18 protein-coding genes are annotated in these 15,897 nt (G+C 71.6%); 11 read left to right on the forward strand and 7 right to left on the reverse strand.

What is annotated here, in order from left to right:
* Positions 1 to 2 precede the first annotated feature (2 nt).
* The 6 genes from IF55_RS05315 (at position 3) to IF55_RS05340 (ending at position 4,929) form a co-directional block, all read left to right on the forward strand.
* Positions 3 to 350, forward strand: coding sequence for a VOC family protein (locus tag IF55_RS05315; protein WP_030876027.1), 348 nt, complete (start codon positions 3 to 5; stop codon positions 348 to 350).
* Positions 351 to 735: 385 nt separating this feature from the next.
* Complete coding sequence (locus tag IF55_RS05320) at positions 736 to 1,851, forward strand: FAD-dependent monooxygenase (RefSeq protein ID WP_030876030.1); 1,116 nt, start codon at positions 736 to 738, stop codon at positions 1,849 to 1,851.
* 690 nt (positions 1,852 to 2,541) lie between these two features.
* Entirely contained in the window at positions 2,542 to 3,378 is an 837-nt protein-coding gene (locus IF55_RS05325) for a helix-turn-helix domain-containing protein (protein ID WP_030876032.1), read from the forward strand.
* Positions 3,375 to 3,581 carry a DUF397 domain-containing protein gene (locus IF55_RS05330; protein ID WP_030876035.1) on the forward strand — a complete coding sequence of 69 codons (207 nt, stop codon included), beginning with the start codon at positions 3,375 to 3,377 and terminating at the stop codon, positions 3,579 to 3,581. Before IF55_RS05325 ends, IF55_RS05330 begins: the two co-directional genes overlap by 4 nt.
* An 86-nt stretch (positions 3,582 to 3,667) precedes the next feature.
* Positions 3,668 to 3,877 carry a DUF397 domain-containing protein gene (locus IF55_RS05335; RefSeq protein ID WP_030876039.1) on the forward strand — a complete coding sequence of 70 codons (210 nt, stop codon included), beginning with the start codon at positions 3,668 to 3,670 and terminating at the stop codon, positions 3,875 to 3,877.
* A 110-nt stretch (positions 3,878 to 3,987) separates the two neighbouring features.
* Positions 3,988 to 4,929, forward strand: coding sequence for a SagB/ThcOx family dehydrogenase (locus tag IF55_RS05340; RefSeq protein ID WP_211269944.1), 942 nt, complete (start codon positions 3,988 to 3,990; stop codon positions 4,927 to 4,929).
* A 96-nt stretch (positions 4,930 to 5,025) separates the two neighbouring features.
* On the opposite strand, the gene IF55_RS05345 is transcribed toward IF55_RS05340, so the two are convergent.
* Positions 5,026 to 6,051, reverse strand: coding sequence for a zinc-binding dehydrogenase (locus tag IF55_RS05345; RefSeq protein WP_048831571.1), 1,026 nt, complete (start codon positions 6,049 to 6,051; stop codon positions 5,026 to 5,028).
* Between the two features lie 61 nt (positions 6,052 to 6,112).
* Here IF55_RS05345 and IF55_RS05350 point away from each other — a divergent pair, with 61 nt between their 5' ends.
* Entirely contained in the window at positions 6,113 to 6,421 is a 309-nt protein-coding gene (locus IF55_RS05350; protein WP_030876049.1) for an ArsR/SmtB family transcription factor, read from the forward strand.
* A gap of 144 nt (positions 6,422 to 6,565) precedes the next feature.
* On the opposite strand, the gene IF55_RS05355 is transcribed toward IF55_RS05350, so the two are convergent.
* Positions 6,566 to 7,162 (reverse strand): TetR/AcrR family transcriptional regulator, encoded by a 597-nt coding sequence (locus IF55_RS05355; protein WP_030876052.1) that lies wholly within the window; start codon positions 7,160 to 7,162, stop codon positions 6,566 to 6,568.
* A gap of 181 nt (positions 7,163 to 7,343) precedes the next feature.
* Between IF55_RS05355 and IF55_RS05360 the strand changes: the two genes are divergently transcribed.
* On the forward strand, positions 7,344 to 8,621 hold the full coding sequence (locus IF55_RS05360; protein WP_030876054.1) for an MFS transporter: 1,278 nt from the start codon (positions 7,344 to 7,346) through the stop codon (positions 8,619 to 8,621).
* Positions 8,622 to 8,861: 240 nt separating this feature from the next.
* A complete protein-coding gene (locus IF55_RS05365) occupies positions 8,862 to 9,860 on the forward strand; it encodes an alpha/beta fold hydrolase (protein ID WP_037962782.1) in 999 nt (332 codons plus the stop codon).
* An 88-nt stretch (positions 9,861 to 9,948) separates the two neighbouring features.
* Here the strand turns inward: IF55_RS05365 and IF55_RS05370 are convergent, their stop codons facing one another.
* Together IF55_RS05370 and IF55_RS05375 are read right to left on the reverse strand one after the other, a co-directional pair.
* Entirely contained in the window at positions 9,949 to 10,410 is a 462-nt protein-coding gene (locus IF55_RS05370; RefSeq protein WP_030876058.1) for a nitroreductase family deazaflavin-dependent oxidoreductase, read from the reverse strand.
* A 121-nt stretch (positions 10,411 to 10,531) separates the two neighbouring features.
* On the reverse strand, positions 10,532 to 11,491 hold the full coding sequence (locus tag IF55_RS05375) for an NAD-dependent epimerase/dehydratase family protein (protein WP_030876060.1): 960 nt from the start codon (positions 11,489 to 11,491) through the stop codon (positions 10,532 to 10,534).
* Positions 11,492 to 11,689: 198 nt separating this feature from the next.
* Here IF55_RS05375 and IF55_RS05380 point away from each other — a divergent pair, with 198 nt between their 5' ends.
* The gene (locus tag IF55_RS05380; protein ID WP_030876062.1) at positions 11,690 to 13,015 is read left to right on the forward strand and encodes an alpha/beta hydrolase family protein; all 1,326 of its coding nucleotides are present in this window, start codon (positions 11,690 to 11,692) and stop codon (positions 13,013 to 13,015) included.
* 101 nt (positions 13,016 to 13,116) lie between these two features.
* On the forward strand, positions 13,117 to 13,470 hold the full coding sequence (locus IF55_RS36765) for a helix-turn-helix transcriptional regulator (RefSeq protein WP_245661101.1): 354 nt from the start codon (positions 13,117 to 13,119) through the stop codon (positions 13,468 to 13,470).
* Here the strand turns inward: IF55_RS36765 and IF55_RS05385 are convergent.
* The 3 genes from IF55_RS05385 to IF55_RS05395 form a co-directional block, all read right to left on the reverse strand.
* Complete coding sequence (locus tag IF55_RS05385) at positions 13,377 to 14,045, reverse strand: TetR/AcrR family transcriptional regulator (RefSeq protein ID WP_245661064.1); 669 nt, start codon at positions 14,043 to 14,045, stop codon at positions 13,377 to 13,379. The genes IF55_RS36765 and IF55_RS05385 overlap by 94 nt on opposite strands.
* Positions 14,045 to 14,908: an oxidoreductase gene (locus IF55_RS05390; RefSeq protein ID WP_030876065.1), complete on the reverse strand. Its 864-nt coding sequence runs from the start codon at positions 14,906 to 14,908 to the stop codon at positions 14,045 to 14,047. Before IF55_RS05390 ends, IF55_RS05385 begins: the two co-directional genes overlap by 1 nt.
* A 130-nt stretch (positions 14,909 to 15,038) precedes the next feature.
* Complete coding sequence (locus tag IF55_RS05395) at positions 15,039 to 15,764, reverse strand: nitroreductase (RefSeq protein ID WP_048831572.1); 726 nt, start codon at positions 15,762 to 15,764, stop codon at positions 15,039 to 15,041.
* Positions 15,765 to 15,897 lie beyond the last annotated feature (133 nt).

Consider the following 15,897-nt stretch of genomic DNA (forward strand, 5'->3'; position numbering starts at 1 on the left):
ATATGGCGGCGACCGAGGGAGTCGAGGCCGTGTTCCTGACGACCCACAACTGGGGCAAGGCGGCGAAGTTCTTCCAGGCGCTGGGTTACGAGCTGGAGTTCGCGACGGACCACAACTCCGGGCAGCTCCGCAACGGCGACGGCCCGTACCTGTTCATCGCCGAGGTCCCCGAGAGCGAGGAGCCTCAGACGCGGCTCGTGCTGAAGGTGCCGGACGCGGAGGCGTTCCGGCCCGAGCCGGGCGTCGAGGTGGTCACGCCGTTCGAGAACACGCATTTCGGGACCCAGGAGATGACGGTCCGCGACCCCGACGGGCGCGTGTGGAGCCTCCAGGCCCCCGCGAAGGACTGACGGCGTCGGACGGCCGGGGCCGGGCAGGGTTGCCTGGCCGCCCGGCCGGCCGGGCGCTCGGGGCGGGCCTCCGTCAGCGGCCGGCCGGGGGCGGTCTCCGGTCGCCGGCCGAACACCGGGCGCGGGTCGGACTTCGGTCAGCAAACAGCAAAGAATAGCGAGACCGAAGCACCCACAGCCCTTGTCCCCCATGCGACCTCAGCCCCTTGCGTCTCCTGAGCCCCTGTCGACTCGAACTCCCCGGACGTAATGTGCTGTTGCATCGAGGTGTCCTCTCGATCGGGTCGGTCTCCCGTGCGCCGCACGGATGCCGCACGGCCTCCGTGCGGCCTTCGTGCGACCTCCGTGCGGCGCACGCCGGAGGCCGAAGGACTGAGGAGATCGCATGAAGACTGTTCTCATCTCCGGCGCGAGCGTCGCCGGCCCCGCCCTCGCCTACTGGCTCCGCCGCCGCGGCTTCGCCCCGACCATCGTCGAACGCAACCCCGCCCCCCGCCCCGGCGGCCAGGCCATCGACATCCGCGGCTCCGCACTCGACGTCATCGACCGGATGGGCCTCGGCGACCAGGTGCGCGCGGCCCGTACCAGCATGCGCGGCATGACCACTCTCGACCGCGACGGCAACGAGCTCGACCGCACCACCGAGCGGACGTTCACCGGCGGCCGATTGGACAGCACCGACGTCGAGTTGATGCGCGAGGACCTTTCGCGGTTTCTCGTCGAGGCGACCCGGGACGACGTCGAGTACGTGTACGGCGACTCCATCGCCACCCTCGACGAGGACGCGCACGGCGTACGGGCCACCTTCGAGCAGGGCGCGCCCCGCACGTTCGACTATGTGGTCGGCGCCGACGGGCTGCACTCCACCGTACGGGCCCTGGCCTTCGGCCCCGAGAAGCCGCTGCTCCACCAACTCGGCCACCAGATAGCCATCTTCAGCACGGAGAACTTCCTCGGCCTGGAGAACTGGCAGATCCGCGTCACCGACGGCGTGCTGCCCTTCGCCCTCATCGCCTACCCCGTGCCCGACAACTCGGAGCTGAGGGTCACCCTGGGCTTCAAGGGCGAACTGGCCGACTACGACTACCGCGACACCGAGGCCCACAAGGCGCTGGCCGCCGAACGCCTCGCCGGCCTGCGCTGGGAGAGCCGGCGGCTCCTGACGTACCTGGCCGCGTCCACCGACTTCTACTTCGACACGATGGCGCAGGTCCGCATGGACCGCTGGTCCAAGGGCCGCGTGACCTTAGTGGGCGACGCCGGCTACTGCCCCTCTCCGATCACGGGCCAGGGCACGAGCCTGGCCCTGGTCGGCGCGTACGTACTGGCCGACTCCCTGGCCACCTCCGACGGCGACCACCGCGCCGCCTACGCCCGCGCCGAGGACCGCATGCGCCCCTACATCCACCTCAACCAGGCCCTGGCGGGCCGCAGCCCCCTGGAACCGGAAACAGAGGCAGCGCGCGACCGCGCGAAGAGCGCGATCACCCTGGACGGCTGAGACGGCAGGCCGCCGCGTATGACGGTACGGGCGTACGGGCTGGTGGGGGCGTACGGGCCGGACTAGGAACCCTCGCCGCCCCCGTCCGTTCCCCCGCTCCCCCTTCCGCTTCCGCTTCCGTTGCCTTCAGCACCGCCTTTGGCGCTGAGCCGCACGGCCGTATCGGGCTTGCCCCGTCCCGCCCGGTGCTCGGCGCACGTACACGGCGGAAACGCGATGGACCCTGTCGAAACACCGGCCCGCCGGACCGGCTCAACCGGCACCGCTCCGGACGCACTGGACACCGACCAAGTCGGTTTGAGCACCAGGAGCACACCGTCGGCCCCCAATTCCTCCATCAACCGCGAAAGCGCTTCCCGCGCCGCACTCCTCATGTATTCAACCGCCTCAGTCCGTTCCGCACCCGCTCGGTCAACTCCCGCGTAGGCTCCGCGTATTCACGCGCCACCCAATCCGGCACCAAGCGCCAGAACCCACCGGCCGCGATCACCCGCTCCAGTTCCGCCAGGGATTCGCCTTTTGCGCCCGGGTTTTCTGGGCCCCTCTGGGGCCCATGGTGACAGTCCGGAGCAATGTGCGAGGGCATTGCAGCTCCTCTCTGTAGTGAACCCACTACCAAGCGGAATCAGAGTGCCCTACAGTCGAGGCCCGCTCAACGTGTCAGTCGAGCACGGAAGGTCTCGTGAGCCCTTGAACATCAAAGAGTTGAACCCCGACAGCGGCCCCCAAGCGGCGTTCGGAGCCCGACTACGCAAGGAGCGCGAAGCGCGCGGCTGGAAACAAGAAGGTCTCGCCGAGCACACGGGGTACTCCAGTACACACATCTCGGCCGTAGAAACTGGCCGCAAAACTGCAACTCTTCGTTTTGCTCGCCAAGTTGACAACGCCCTCAACTTCACGGACAGCCCCGACAGCTTCGAACGAGAGTGGCGAGAGTTGCGGCACGGATGCCTGCTCGAAGGCTTCCCGGAGTACGTCAGCTACGAGAGCCGGGCGGTCGAGATCCGACTGTACGAGGTGGGAGTGGTCCCCGGCCTGCTCCAGACGCCGGAGTACGCGTCGCGCATCGAAGAAGCCGGCGTCAAGCGCAAGGCGATCACATCCGAGCAGGCACAGGAGAGGGTAGCGCTCATTGCGGAGCGGCAAGCCGCACTCACTCGGGCAAACTCGCCGTTGGTCTTCGTAGTGTTGGACGAAAGCTGTATCCGCCGCCTCGTCGGTGGACCGGCAGTAATGGACGCCCAGTTGGCGCGCCTAGTCGAGTTTGCTGAGCTGCCGAACACCATGCTCCAGGTCGCGCCGTTCGATATGGGGGAGCGCCGCCCCTTCAACCTGCCCATAACTGTACTGACGATGGCGGATCGGTCGCTCACGTCGTACGCCGAATCCGCACAGCAAGGCCATTTCGAGCGCGAAAGTGCCTGCGTGGTCCCGTTGCTGACGGCCTACCATCAACTGCAGGCAGAAGCCCCTTCCCAGGCGGCGTCTGTGGCCATGATCAACCAGGTACGAAAGGGCACCCTGTGACGACCGAGTCCCCCCGCTGGTTCAAGTCTTCGTACAGCGGCAACGGCGGCCAGTGCATCGAGATCGCCGCCAACCTCGCCGCTCCTCACGGCACCGTCCCCGTCCGCGACAGCAAGAACACCGACGGCCCCACCCTCTCCTTCACCCCCACCGCCTGGAACACCTTCGTAGCGGCAGTGAAGGACGGCCTCACCGTCGCCTAAGCCCGTGACCGCAGAGCGCATGGCCCCCGAGCCACCACAGCGGCGGGTCAGGGGCCATGCGCCACCAGGCACGAAAGGACGCCCCCGTGACAACCGAAACACTCCGCTGGTTCAAGTCCACGCACAGCGGAGCGAACGGCGGCGAATGCGTCGAATGGGCCCCTACCGCCGTACAGACTCACGGAATCGTCCCGATCCGCGACAGCAAGCGCACGCATGGCCCCACCCTCTCCTTCACCCCCACCGCCTGGACCACCTTCGTAGCGGCGGTGAAGGACGGCCTCACGGCCGCCTAGGCACCGCGGTCGCAGAGCGCGCAGCCCCCGGTCCGCCGCGGCGGCGGGTCAGGGGCCCGGGGCCGGCGAAGAGTCTGGACCACCTCACCGCCGGCACGGTCGAGGAGGCCGTGGCCGCGCTGGCCGAGGCCGGCGCTCTGGTCCGTGAGGACACCCCGCGGGCGGCGCGGGACGAGGAGATCGAGCGCCGCTGGGGAGCGTGGGCGCCGGAAGCCGCGTTCCTGCACTACGCGTCCCAGGACATCTACGACGACAGCGACGCGGAAACCGACCCGGACGCTTCGGTGCGGGGCGAGGCCCTGGAGCCGGTGCTGTTCACGGAGTACCCGCACGCCGCCAGAGTGCTGCTGCCGCGGGCGGGCGGCAGGCCGGAACTGGACACTCCCTATGGACACGTGTTGTACGAGCGGCGCACCCACCGGGACTTCACGGACGAGCCCGTCTCCGTCGAGACGCTGGCGACGCTTCTGGCCACGTGCTTCGGGCCGGTCGACTTCATCGACTCCGGCCGCTCCGCGCTCTACCGCCGCACCAGCCCGCAGGGCGGGGCGCGACAGGAACTCGACGCCTACCTGGGCGTCCTGAACGTGAGCGGCCTGGCGGCCGGCTGGTACCACTACAACGGGTTGCAGCACTCCCTCGAACTCCTCGCCGAGGGGCTGACCCGTGAGGAAGCCGGCGCACTGTGCGCCGGCCAGGAGTGGGCCGGGGAGGCCGCCTTCCTCGTCGTTCTGGCTGCGCGGCTGGAGCGCATGAGCTGCAAATACGCCACCCCGCGGGCCTATCGGGTGTCTCTGCTCAACGCCGGCCACCTGGGGCAGACGTTCGCGCTGACCGCCACCGCGCTCGGGCTCGGCCCCTTCCAGACCGGCGCCTTCTGCGATACACCGCTCGCCGAACGCTGCGCGCTGGACAACATCGGCCAGACCCCCCTCTACGTCCTCGCCGCGGGCCACCCCCGCCCGCACCCCCGGCGGGCCGCACCGCCCCGGGCCACCGTCGCCGCCTTCGCCTCCACACGGATCGGGCCCGGGCCGGGAACGGCGGGGTGACGCCAGGGCCGCCCAAGCGATCTCTCGCCGCGTGGAGGGGGCCCGGCCTGTTGCTCACGGCGCGCCCAGACTTCGGCGCCAACCCCGAACAGCGAGCTAAGGCGCGTACGTGGTCCGGTGCGGGGCTTCGGCCTCGGCCTCGGGGTGTACGGCGATGGCGATCTTGCCGCGGGGGCGCCGGCGGCCCTCGCCGATGGTGCCGCCCTCCAGGAGGGTGTGCGCCTGGGCGATGTCGGACAGGGGGAGCACGGCGCCGATGACGGGGCGGAGTCTGCCCTGGTCGACCAGGCGGCCGAGGGCGCTGAGCCGCGCGCGGCCGGGGGTGACGAAGAGGAAGTGGTAGGTGGCGTTCACGCCCCAGGCGGCGAGCAGGTTCTGGGGCTCGGGGATGTCGACGATGGACACCACGCGACCCCGGTCGGCGAGGACTTCCGGGCTGCGGGTGAGGGTGTCCCCGCCGACCGTGTCCAGCACGACGTCCACCCCGCCCAACTCCCGCACCTGCGGCACGTAGTCACCGGCCGAGAAGTCGATCGCGATATCCGCGCCCAGGCCGGTGACGAACTCGTGGTCCCTGGCCCGCGCCGTCGTCACCACCTCGGCGCCCAGCGCGCTCGCCACCTGGACGGCGGCCGAGCCGACGCCGCCGGCGCCGCCGTGCACCAGGACCCGTTCCCCGGCCCGCACCCCGGCCCGTTCGACCAGCGCCTCCCACACCGTCACGCCCACGAGCGCGAGACCGGCGGCCTCCACGTGCGACAGGCGCGCGGGCTTGCGGGCGACCAGGGCCTGGTCGACCACGTGGTACTCGGCGTAGGTGCCCTGCCCGGCGAAGACCGGCGCCAGGTACCAGACCTCGTCGCCCGGCTGGAAGTCGTCCGCCCCGGGGCCCGCCTCGACCACGACGCCGGAGACGTCGTTGCCGATCACCGTGGGCAGCGCGACCTGGTCGCGGTAGTCGCCGCGCCGGGTCTGGAGGTCGAGGGGGTTCACGGACGTGGCCAGTACGCGCACCAGTACCTGGCACGGGCCGGGGGTGGGCCGAGGCAGTTCCCGGGTGGCGAACGCGGTGTCCGCGCCGCCGAAGCGGACGAGTTCCACCGCACGCATCGAAGTCGACATGCGGGGACCTTAGATCGTAATATCGCGAATCGTCAATGTGAGCGTGCGTTACGATCACCATGTGTTCTCGGAGGCGGAGTTGCTGGCTGTGTTCCGGGCCCTGTCCAATCCGGCCCGCCGCCAGATGCTGGTGTGGCTCAAGGAGCCGATGAGCTTCCCCGGCCAGGAGCCCGAGGACGTCGAGATCGGCGTCTGCGTCACCGACATCCAGCGGCGCGCGGGGCTGGGACAGTCGACGACCTCGCAGTACCTCGCGATGCTGCGGCAAGCGGGGCTGGTGATCGCGACCCGGCGGGGCAAGTGGACCTACTACCGCCGCGACGAGGCCAACATCGCCCGCCTCCTGGAGACGCTGCGCGACGTGTTCTAGATCGTCCACTTCCAGGCCATCCACGCTGACGCCACCTCGCCCGAGGTCAGCCCTCGGCCGTACGAGCCAAGGCACCCCGGCGGCCACGCGCCGGATCAGCCACCGGCCGTACGGGCCGGAGCGCCCCTGCCGCCCCGCGATAGATCAACCGCCGGCCGTACGAGCCAGGGTGTCCCCCACCGTCGTGCAAGCCAGCCGGGCCACGGACCGCAGCTCCGCGTCCGAGGAGCCGGCGCGGCTCAGTACGGCCAGTGAGAGGTTGACGGAGACGACGAAGGCGGCGAGTTCGTCGAGCGTGGCGGGGTCGGCCGAGGAGTCCGCCAATGCCGCGCGGACCCGTTGGCGCTGCGCGTCGAGCAGGCCGCGTACGTGGTTGCCGCTCTCGTCCTGGAGGGTCGGCGACTGCGCGGCGGACTGGGCGATGAGGCAGCCCACGGGGACGGACGGGTCGGCGATGCGGTCCAGGATGACGTCGAAGAACGCCTCGACCGCGCGTACCGGCTCCCCCGGGTGCGCGGCGAGCGCCTGCTCGTACCGCGCGCCGTAGATGGAGGCGTAGCGGTCGAGGCTCTGGCGGAACAGGGCGTCTTTGTTGCCGAAGGCGCCGTAGAGGGAGCCGCGGCCGAGGCCCGTCGCGGAGCCGAGGGCGTCGAGCGAGGCGTCGGCGTAGCCGCGCTGCCAGAAGACTCGCATGGCCTGATCCAGGGCCGCACTGGTGTCGAACTGCTTTCGGCCGGCCATGGTGCGCACCTTCCCTCTCCGTCGCCTGTCCGCTGTCTGCCCCCCGCCCGTCGCAAGCCTACCCGCATCTTGGATCGATCGGTCGACCGGCCACCCGTCGACTCACGGACGCATCTTTGACTGATCGTTCCAAGATGGCTAACGTGACGCTCAGTGGTTACAGCGCCCGAAAGGCCGAACGATGATCGATAACGTCGCCTCAGTTGCCTCTGACGCGTCCGTCGCGTCAGACGCGTCAGACATCCGCCCCAAGACCGCACCGCCCACGGACAGGGGCCGGACGCGGGCCGGGTTCTGGCTCGTAGCAGCGGTCTACACCCTGGTCATGCTGGGCGGAACGCTGCCGATCCCGCTGTACGCCTTCTGGGCGCCGCGCATGGGCTTCGGGCCCTTCACCACGACGCTGGTCTTCGCCGTCTACGCCCTGGGAACCGTGCTCGCCCTGCTGGTCTTCGCGTCGCTCTCCGACCGCGTGGGCCGCCGCCCGCTGCTGGCCGCCGCGCTCCTGGCCGCTGCCGCGAGCACGGCGCTGTTCCTCGTCGCCGACGACGTCCCGACCTTGCTGGCCGCGCGGTTCCTGTGCGGCCTGGGCACCGGCGTCTTCACCGCCACGGCGACCGCCGCGCTGGGCGAACTCGCCGGGACCGGACACGCGCGGCGGGCGTCGACCATCTCCACCGTGGCCAACATGGGCGGCCTGGGGCTGGGCACCATAGCCGCCGGCCTGTTCGCCCAGTACGGGGCGGACCCCACCCACCTGGTGTTCTGGGTCTACCTCGGCACTCTGGTCCCCGCCCTCCTGGCCGTCATCGTCACCCCGGAGACCGTCCCGGTCCGGCGGCGCCCCACGCTGTCCGTACGCCGTCCGTCCGTACCCGAGCAGCGGGCGGCGCGGTCCGAGTTCCTGCGAGCCGCCACTGGCGTCCTTGCCGCCTTCGCGGTCAGCGGGCTGTTCTCGTCACTGGTGCCGTCCTTCCTGCGGGAACAACTGCATGTCCACAACGCGGCGGCCATCGGCGCCCAGGTCGGGCTGCTGTTCATCGTCGCCCTGATCGCGCAGCTCACCGCCCCGGAGCGGTGGATCTCCGGGCGCCGGGCGGCTCCGGCGTTCCTCATCGCGGGCGTCGCGGTGTTCGAGGCCGGCCTGTGGGCCCGGTCCCTGCCCACCTTCGCCGCCGGAACGCTGCTCGCGGGCATCGGCATCGGCCTGGTCTTCCGGCGCGGCATCGAAGTCACCCAGCGGCTGGCCGACCCGCGGCGCCGGGCGGACCTGCTCGCCACGTACTTCCTGTCCGCCTACACCGGCACGATCGTGCCGACGCTGGCCCTCGGCATCCTCGACCAGACCATCAACCAGGACATCGCGACGCTGATCCTCGCCGCCACGGTCGTGGCGATCACCCTCGCCGGCGCGCTGAACCGCCCCGCGGCCGCGACGGCCGGGGCGAAGACCACCTGAGCGACGAGCGCGCCCCTACGCGAACGACCGCCTGAGCGACAAGGGCGCCACTGCGCGAACGACGGCCTGAGCGACACCGGCCACTGCGCCCCTACGCGAACGACCGCCTGGCGACACCGGCCACTGCGGCCCCGCGCGAATGACCGCCTGAACAGCAACGGCCAACACGGCCAAAGCGCCCCCGCGCGGACGACCGCCGTCTCGCCGAGCAGCTTCTTCACCACACCAACAAGGATGATCATGACTCTGTCGTCGACCACCAGCCTGCCCGCCCCCGAAGGCCCCGGCTCCGTCTCCGGAGCGCCGCAGCTCCCGGCGGGGTTCGCCGAGACCTTCACCAGCCGCTACGTCGACACCGGCGAACTGCGCCTGCACGCCGTCACCGGCGGCGCGGGCCCCGCGCTGCTGCTCCTGGCCGGCTGGCCCCAGACCTGGTACGCCTGGCGCCTCCTGATGCCCGCGCTGGCCAGGGACTTCCAGGTCGTCGCGGTCGATCCGCGCGGTGTCGGGCTGTCCGACAAGCCGCGGGACGGGTACGACACGGGCACGCTCGCCCGCGACATGGTCGCGCTGATGGACGCACTCGGGCACGAGCGGTTCGCCATGGTCGGGCACGACGTCGGGATGTGGACCGGTTACGCCCTGGCCGCGGACCACCCCGGCCGCCTCGACCGGCTGGCCGTCGCCGAGGCCGCGATCCCGGGGCTCTCCCCCACGCCGCCCCTCTTCGGCAGCGACGCGGCCAACGACCGCCTCTGGCACTTCGCCTTCAACCGCCTCGCGGGCGTCAACGAGGAGCTGGTCAGCGGACGGGAGCAGCTCTACTTCGGCCGTCAGTTCGCCACCAAGGCCGCGCGTCCGCTGCCCGACTACGCCGTCCAGCACTACGTCGACACCCTCGCCGACGACGCGGAAGCCCTGCGCGCCAGCTTCGAGTTCTACCGCGCGCTCGACCTGACCATCGCGCAGAACGAGGAGCGCAAGAGCCGCCGGCTGTCCCTGCCGGTCCTGGCGATCGGGGGCGCGGGGAACCAGGGCGCGGGGGTCGGCGCGACGATGCGGCTCGCCGCCGACGACGTGGAGAGCCTCGTCCTCCCCGAGTGCGGCCACTACCCCGCCGAGGAGGCCCCGGAGGCCATGCTGTCGGCGCTGGCCGCGTTCCTGGCCCCGTACCGTGACGGGCGGACCTCACCGGATGGCCGTACGACGGGCGGCACGGCGGGCCGTACGGACGCCTGACGGCCGGACCTCGCCGGGTGACCGGCCGGCGGGCGGCACGGCGGGCCGTACGGACGCCTGACGGCCGGCTCGCCGCCCAGCCGGCGGCTCAGCCGCCCTCCGCCGAATGGTGCCCGGGTTCGAGTACGAGGACGGGGATCACGCGGGAGGTCTTCTCCTGGTACTCGGCGTAGGGCGGGTACGCGGCGACCGCGCGCTGCCACCACTGGGCCTTCTCGTCCCCGGTGACCTCACGGGCCGTCATGGGGCGGATTTCCGGGCCGTCCTGGAGGTCCACCCGCGGGTCGGCCTTGAGGTTGAAGTACCAGACGGGGTGGTGCGGGAAGCCGCCCTTCGAGGCCACCGCCGCGTACCGCCCCTCGTGCTCCACGCGCATCAGCGGGATCTTGCGGAGCCTGCCGCTCTTCGCGCCACGCATCGTGACGATGACGACCGGCAGGCCCGTGTCCCAGAGCGTGGTGCCCTGCGTGCCGCCCGAACTCTCGTACAGCTCGACCTGTTCGCGGATCCACTGCGCCGGGCTCGGCTCGTACTCGCCCTCAAGAGGCATCGCATGCACCCCGTTGTCGTGGACGGATCGTGTCGGGACAGTCCAGCACAAGCGTCGTACGTTGGGGAGACCGCCACTGGGGCTGCCGCCGAGGCCGCCGCCGAGCGCGCGGGGGCGGCGGTCAGTTGCCGGACTGGGCGGCGAGGAAGGTGCGGTACCAGGCGATGGTGTCGTCCAGCGTCCGCTCCATCGGAATCGGCTGGAGGCCGAACGCGGCCTGGATCGCCGACGAGTCCATGACCTGCGCCTCGGTGTGCTGGTAGAACAGCTCGGCGTACGAGTTCATGAACACCTCGTCGAACGGGCCGAACGGCTTGGGCTCGGTGTGGATACCGATGTTCAGGGGCCGGCCGACCTTCTCCTCGATCTGCTGGAAGATCTCGCGGGTGGTCTGCGCCGGGGCGGTGGGCAGGTGCCAGACGCGGCCGTCGCCCTCCGGGTGCTCGCCCAGGGTGGCGAGGCCGGCGGCCACGTTGCGGATGTCGGTGTAGCTGTGCGGCAGGTCGATGTCGCCGAGGCCGGCGACCTCGCCGCCGGTGAGCGCGCCGGGGAAGACGGCGCCGCCGAGGGTGGAGTTGAGCACGCCGGGGCCGACGAAGTCGGCGGAGCGGCCCAGCACCACGCGGGCGCGGCCGTCCTTGTGCGCGGCCAGGTACTTCTCGTCGAGGGCGGCGCGCATCCGCCCCTTGGCGTTGGTGGCGTTCCACGGGGTGTCCTCGGTCATCACCGCGCCGTGGGTCTCGCCGTACGGGTAGAGCGTGTCGAGCACGACGAGGCGCGCCCCTTCGGCCTCGACGGCGCCGAGGATCGCGTCCTGGATGCCGGGCATGACGTCGACCTGGAGGTGGTACGCGACGTTGACGCAGTGGTAGACCACGGCGGCGCCCTTGATGGCCTCCCGGGCGCCGTCCACGGTGCCGACATCGCCCTGGACGCGCGTGACGCCCTCCGGCGCCGCGCCGCCGCCGGTGCGGTCGACGAGCCGAACCTCGTGCCCCCGGCGGGCCAGCTCCCCGGCGACGGTCGAGCCGGCCGGGCCGGCGCCGAGGACGACGTGCAGGTCACGTGCGGTGGTGCTCATGATCTTGACCCCTTTCGAGGCGGGCGTGCGTGGCGCAGAGGCCCGAGCGTTACTACTAATTACTTCAGTTATACCCCATAACAACGGCGTGGTCGAGTCGCCACGCACTGGGCACCATCGCGTCAGCGACACAGCGTCGATCGCCAGAGATGGGAGATGTCGCCAAAGATGGGAGATGGGGAGATGGGGGATGGGGCGATGGGGGATGAGGAGACGAGCAACCGGTTGGTGTTGCCCGCGCCGGGCGGCCCGTACCCGGTGGGCACGCGGGCGTTCCCGCTCCTCGACCCGGGCCGCACCGACCCTTGGCAGGCTGACCGCCGTCGGGAGCTGATGGTGCAGGTGTGGTACCCGGCCGCGGCGCGTACGGAGGACGCCCCCGCCGCCCGCTATCTCACGCCGTCCGTGGCCGCGCACGTGCTGCGGATGTGGGCCGAGGAGGGGGAGGAATTCGGGCCCGAGGTGGAGGAGGCACTGGCCGGGGTGCGCATCCACGCGGTGGACGGTGCGCCTGTGGCGAGCGGGCCGCCCGGGGGAAGCGGCCTGCTCGTCGCGAGCGGCCCGCCCATGGCGAGTGGCCCGCCCGCGGCAAGCGGTCCGCCCTGGCCGCTGGTGCTGTTCTCGCCCGGCCTGGGCGAGTACCGGGCCGGGCTGACGGCCCTGGCCGAGGACTTGGCCTCCCGCGGGTACGTCGTGGCGAGCGTGGACCACCCCGGCGACGCGGCGGCCGTCGAGTTCCCCGACGGGCGTCTCGTACCGCATCGCGAACCGGAGGGCGGCGCCGCCGGCGAGCTGGAAACCCGCTACCTCCCCACCCGCGTCGCCGACCTCCGGTTCGTCCTGGACCGGCTCCTCGCGCCCGGTTCGCCGTGGCACGGGCTGCTGGACCCGGCCCGTATCGGCGTCGCCGGGCACTCGCTGGGCGGCGCGGCGGCCGCGGAACTGGCCCGCGTCGACGCCCAGCTCGATGCCCGGGGTGACGCCCGGGGTGACGCCCGGATCGGCGCCCGGATCGGCTCCCGGATCGGCTCCCGGATCGGCGCTCGGCTCGGCGCCGTCGCGGTACTCGACGGCAGCCTGTACGGGCAGGTGCTCACCACCGGGCTCGACCTGCCCGTTCTCCTGTGCGGCCTCACCCCGCCCGACCCGGCGGACCCGGACATCCTGGCCGGCTGGGACCGGTTGTGGCCGCTGCTGCGGGGCCCGCGCCGGCACACGACGGTGCCGGGGGCCGGGCACATGTCGGCCACCGACTTCGACGCCTTGGCCGAGCCGCTGGGCCTGCGGGACCCGAACGACCCCGCCGACCCCGCCGACGCGGACCCCGACGACGTGTTCACCTTCGGCACGCTGCCGCCCGGCCACGGCATCGCCTCGGTACGCGCTGTACTCGCCGCGTTCTTCAGCGAGCACCTGCTGGACGACCGCCCCTCTCAGCCACAGCCACAGCCACAGCCGCACCCACGGCCGAAGGGGGCGGGCCAGGTCACTTCAGGCTCCACGCCCGGGACGGAACCCCGTTGATCGTGACTTCTCCCTGTGCGAGGTCGACCCCGCTCGTCCGCAGGAACCCGAAGGGGAACGGCCCGTACGACCTTCGCGGCGCGGTCCGAACCGTGGCGGGGGTGCCGCCGCTGGCCTATCTGCACGACTGGCGGATGCGGCTCGCGGCGCACGCGCCGGCCCACCGGGGTGTCCCGGTGGGCCAGGTGGGGCTGAACGTCGGCTACGCGTCGGAGAGTTCCTTCAGCACAGCCTTCAAACGCGCCTTCGGCACCACGCCGTTGAGGTACCGGCGGCGGGGCGGGGCGGGCGGGACGCGAATCCGCGGGAGGCGAGGGCGTAGAGCGATGGGGCGTAGGACGCGAGGGAGCGGGGCGCGCCCTCAGGTGGGCAGGCCGGCGGTGGTCAGCCAGATGTGTTCGCAGGTCGAGGACGCCTCCCGCAACTTTTCGCGGGACTCCTGCGAGGCGTGGTAGAAGGTCCGCTCGATCATCCAGCACAGGGCGCGGGCGAGCGCCGAGGCTTGGTCCGGCCGGCCGCCGGGCTGGACGCCGGCGCGTTCCAGTACGGCAGTGATGGCCGCGATGAACAAGTCGGCCGTACGGTCCCAGAGTTCGCCGATCTCCGGAACGGTCAGCGACAGGTCGATCGCCGTGCGCATGACCAGGCCGTGGTCGTTCCACAGCTCGACCGTGCGCCGCATGGCCGCCGCGACGGCCTGGCGCGGCTCGTCGGCCTGCGCGGTGGCCCGGGACCGTTCCCACAGGTGCTCGACGGTCCGGGCCACGAGCGCCGTGACCACCTCCTGCTTGGAGCCGAAGTAGAAGTACAGGGCGCCGCGCGTGATGCCGGCGCCCTGGGCGACGTCGCCGACAGTCATCGCTTCGTAACCCTTGCTCGCCAGCAGGGCCTCGCAGGTGTCGAGGATGGCCCGTTCGCGGACATCGCCCTTGCGCTCGGCGGCGCGACGGCTGCGCGGGGTCTGGGGGGAGGCGGGCTGGCGAGGGGCGGGCCGGCGGGAGGCGGGCTGGCGGGGGTCGGGGGCGTCCATCAGAGCTGGGCGCCTTCGGCGAAGTCGGTCGTACGGGAGAGGGCTGCCCACGCGCGGATGTCCTCGTCCACCGCCGTACGCGCGGCCGTGACCAGGCGCAACGCGTCCGAGCCCAGGACTAGATGGGCGGGCGGCTCGTCGAGCGAGGCGATGCGTACGACGGCCTCTCCGGCCTTGGCCGGGTTGCCGAGCTGGTTGCCGCTGGCCTTCTGGCGCGCGGCCCGGATGGGCGCGAACAGCTCGTCGTAGTCGTCGACGGACCGCTCGGCGCGGGTCATGGAGCGGCCGGCCCAGTCGGTGCGGAACGAGCCGGGCTCGATCGCCGTCACATGGATGCCGAACTGCGCGACCTCCTTGCCCAGCGCCTCCAGGATGCCTTCGAGCGCGAACTTGCTGCCGCAGTACGCGGACATGCCGGGTACGGCCATGAGCCCGCCCATCGAGGTGACGGCCATCAGATGCCCGCAGCGGCGCCGGCGCATGGGGGGCAGCGCCGCCCGCAGGGTGGCCACCGCCCCGAAGACGTTCACCTCGAACTGCCGCCGCACCTCGGCGAGCGGCGTCTCCTCGAAGGTGCCCTCCAGTCCGTAGCCGGCGTTGGCGATCACGACATCGAGAGCGCCGACGTTCCGCTCCACCTCCGCGATCACGCCCGCCACGGCGTCGTCGTCCGTCACGTCCAGGATGCGGCCGTACGCGCGGGCGCCGCCGGAGCCCCCGGAGCCCAGTTCCTCGAAGGCCCGCAGGTCGCCCTCCGAGCGGACGGTGCCGACGACGGTGTGCCCGGCGGCCAGCGCGGCCTGGGCGAAGGCCCGGCCGAGGCCGGTGCTGACGCCGGTGATGAGCCAGTTCTGCTGGTGCACTGCTCCTCCAGATCTTCCGGGTCTCCCCAGCCCTCCGGGGTTTCCGGACAAGGACGTAGGAGGGGCGCATGGCCCCTCCCCTCCTTCGGAGTCTACACAGTGTCGATTTTTATCGTCGATGTGTTGGTTTTCAACAGTCCGAGTGGCCGTGGAAGGTCGCGACCGCTTCGAGGGCGGCACGGTCGGCGGTGACCCCGTTCACCGGGGCGGTCTCGTCGGCATAACCGAAGGAGACCCCGACGAGCAGCTTTCCCTCGGCGGCCGGCAGGTCGAGTTCGGAGCGGACCGCGTCGGCGTAGAAGCTGAGCAACCCCTGCGGGCAGCTCGCCACGCCGTACGCGGCCATCGCCAGGAGCAGCGTCTGGAGGTAGGCGCCGGCATCGGCGGCCAGCCGGGCCCCGCCGTCGCCGGTGACGAAGAGGAACGCGGCGTGCGGCGCGCCGTAGAAGCGCAGGCTCTCGGCGTCGTACGCCGCCCGCGCCTCGTGATCGTCGGGGCCGATGCCGAGCGCCCCGTACAACTGGGCGCCGAACGCCGCCCGGCGCTCCTGGTGCACCGGCGCGTACATGTCCTCGGAGTACGGAAAGTCGACAGTGACGCGGCGCGCGGCGTGGGCCGCCTGCAAGGCGCCCGCCAGGCGCTCGCGCGCCGCCCCGCTCACCACCTCCACCCGCCACGGCTGCGCGTTGGAGTTGGACGGCGCGGCGCCGGCCAGCGAGAAGATCGCCCGCATCGTCTCTTCGGGCACCGGCTCCGGCCGGAACGCGCGGGTGGCGCGGCGGCCGCGTATGAGCTTTTCGGCGTGGGCACTCAGGGGGGCGGGGGACGAGGGGGAGGACGACGTCAGCAGGTTCATGGGAGCTCCTGGTCAGGGGGCGGGAGACGAATTTTGGTAAACGTTCCCGTTTACTTCGATGACCGACCCTAACAGCAGGACTCGACCGAAGTAAACGCGGACGTATAGTTGCGGGCATGGGCGAGACGACAGG

Source organism: Streptomyces varsoviensis, from assembly GCF_000718635.1.
GTDB lineage: Bacteria > Actinomycetota > Actinomycetes > Streptomycetales > Streptomycetaceae > Streptomyces > Streptomyces varsoviensis.

Excerpts from the sequence above, each read along its gene's own strand:
- IF55_RS05315 (WP_030876027.1), top strand. The coding sequence starts at position 3 with ATGGCGGCGACCGAGGGAGTCGAGGCCGTGTTCCTGACGACCCACAAC.
- IF55_RS05320 (WP_030876030.1), top strand. The coding sequence starts at position 736 with ATGAAGACTGTTCTCATCTCCGGCGCGAGCGTCGCCGGCCCCGCCCTC.
- IF55_RS05345 (WP_048831571.1), bottom strand. The coding sequence starts at position 6,051 with ATGTCGACTTCGATGCGTGCGGTGGAACTCGTCCGCTTCGGCGGCGCG.
- IF55_RS05355 (WP_030876052.1), bottom strand. The coding sequence starts at position 7,162 with ATGGCCGGCCGAAAGCAGTTCGACACCAGTGCGGCCCTGGATCAGGCC.
- IF55_RS05360 (WP_030876054.1), top strand. The coding sequence starts at position 7,344 with ATGATCGATAACGTCGCCTCAGTTGCCTCTGACGCGTCCGTCGCGTCA.
- IF55_RS05365 (WP_037962782.1), top strand. The coding sequence starts at position 8,862 with ATGACTCTGTCGTCGACCACCAGCCTGCCCGCCCCCGAAGGCCCCGGC.
- IF55_RS05370 (WP_030876058.1), bottom strand. The coding sequence starts at position 10,410 with ATGCCTCTTGAGGGCGAGTACGAGCCGAGCCCGGCGCAGTGGATCCGC.
- IF55_RS05375 (WP_030876060.1), bottom strand. The coding sequence starts at position 11,491 with ATGAGCACCACCGCACGTGACCTGCACGTCGTCCTCGGCGCCGGCCCG.
- IF55_RS05380 (WP_030876062.1), top strand. The coding sequence starts at position 11,690 with ATGGGGGATGAGGAGACGAGCAACCGGTTGGTGTTGCCCGCGCCGGGC.
- IF55_RS05385 (WP_245661064.1), bottom strand. The coding sequence starts at position 14,045 with ATGGACGCCCCCGACCCCCGCCAGCCCGCCTCCCGCCGGCCCGCCCCT.
- IF55_RS05395 (WP_048831572.1), bottom strand. The coding sequence starts at position 15,764 with ATGAACCTGCTGACGTCGTCCTCCCCCTCGTCCCCCGCCCCCCTGAGT.